The 1,330-nt window shown below is 40.6% G+C and carries 1 pseudogene; it reads right to left on the reverse strand.

Features of this window, described 5'->3' with window-relative positions:
* Positions 1-30 precede the first annotated feature (30 nt).
* Positions 31-1,238: pseudogene (locus JGK11_RS33005) on the reverse strand (ISAzo13 family transposase).
* Positions 1,239-1,330 lie beyond the last annotated feature (92 nt).

Below are 1,330 nucleotides of genomic sequence, written 5' to 3' on the forward strand. Positions count from 1 at the left end.
TTAGGGACTCGCGGACAAATAAAATACCAGTCAAAATGGGATAATCGTGATATCCCATTTTGGTAAAGTTTCAGAACGTTGCCATGAGGGCAAATATTGTTTTAACTCATGAGGTAAGACTTTTACGCCTTTCTCATAAGTTGTCTCAATTAAGTTTACAATGGGATTAATTCCTTTCCATGTCATGTTAGATGCCCAGTTGACGGCTGTTTCAACTGCATCTAAAATAGCACCATTCCAATAATTTTCAAGTGCTGCCCAACAGCGTTCAATTGGATTATACTTGCTGTGATACGGCGGGTAGTAAATTAGTCTAATTCTCAAACCAATTCTTTGAGATAACTCAATGATACGTTTGATGAATTGTGTTCGATTACTTCTATTTGATGGGCCACCATCAAGGTCAATCACCAATTCTTCCAGTTCGGTGTAATCAGATTGGTTGTTTTGCCACCAATCCGTTAGACAATCGACGATAAAATCAGTGGTTTCAGCAGACTGCCCCATATAAATAGATAATTGGTCATTTTGAGTATTCAGAATTCCAAAGGGGACTAATACGGCTTGCCACTTCGTATCATGATCATCAGCCGATTTCGGTTCGAGGGTTCGCGCTTTACCGTCCCGTGACAGGTTGCCAATTTTGACTTTGGCTTTGGTATCGATTGATATTCGTAGAGAATTAACATCTAGATCGGAGGCTTGATTCTCCTTCAATACATTCTCAAAAATGGCATCTGTTTCGGGTATTTTTTTCAAGGGCTTAGTTTTTTGTGTTTTTTTAGGCGATACCCCATTCGATTTAAAATCGTGCCAATTGTCTGACGAGAAGGCAATTGCTGTGGGTCGTAGTTTTTCTGAGTCACCAATGCGGATAATACCGCCTTGGCACTGATCCGAGCATACAAAAATGTCGATTGAAACTTGGGGTCTGCCTGGGACTCTGGCTCTACTAAAGAACGAATATCCGTTTCTAAATTTGGCAGTAAGATTTCACTTTTGTGTCGCCCTCGTCCCCGGTAATTATCAACACAAATCAACCCGGTTCGTCGTTCATGTAAGCCCAGTTGAACACTGGATCGATTCCACCCCATAAATGTTTCTACTTTTCGGGATGAACCATTAAAGTAGTCTTCAGCCACTTTTGCCATAAAGTCTCGACGGCGATAGCCTGTCAGTTTTTTGGCCGCATCTTTGAATGTTAATTTAACTGGCTCACTCAAAATCATTTTTAGCATCCCACTTACAGAAGTCACAACCACTTATGTCAGATTTTTTGGTTCCTACTCTTCTAGGATAACTGGGGTTATATTTAATTGCAAGCCCCTTA

Origin of the sequence: Microcoleus sp. PH2017_34_RAT_O_A (assembly GCF_020737885.1) — a bacterium.
Classification (GTDB): domain Bacteria; phylum Cyanobacteriota; class Cyanobacteriia; order Cyanobacteriales; family Microcoleaceae; genus Microcoleus.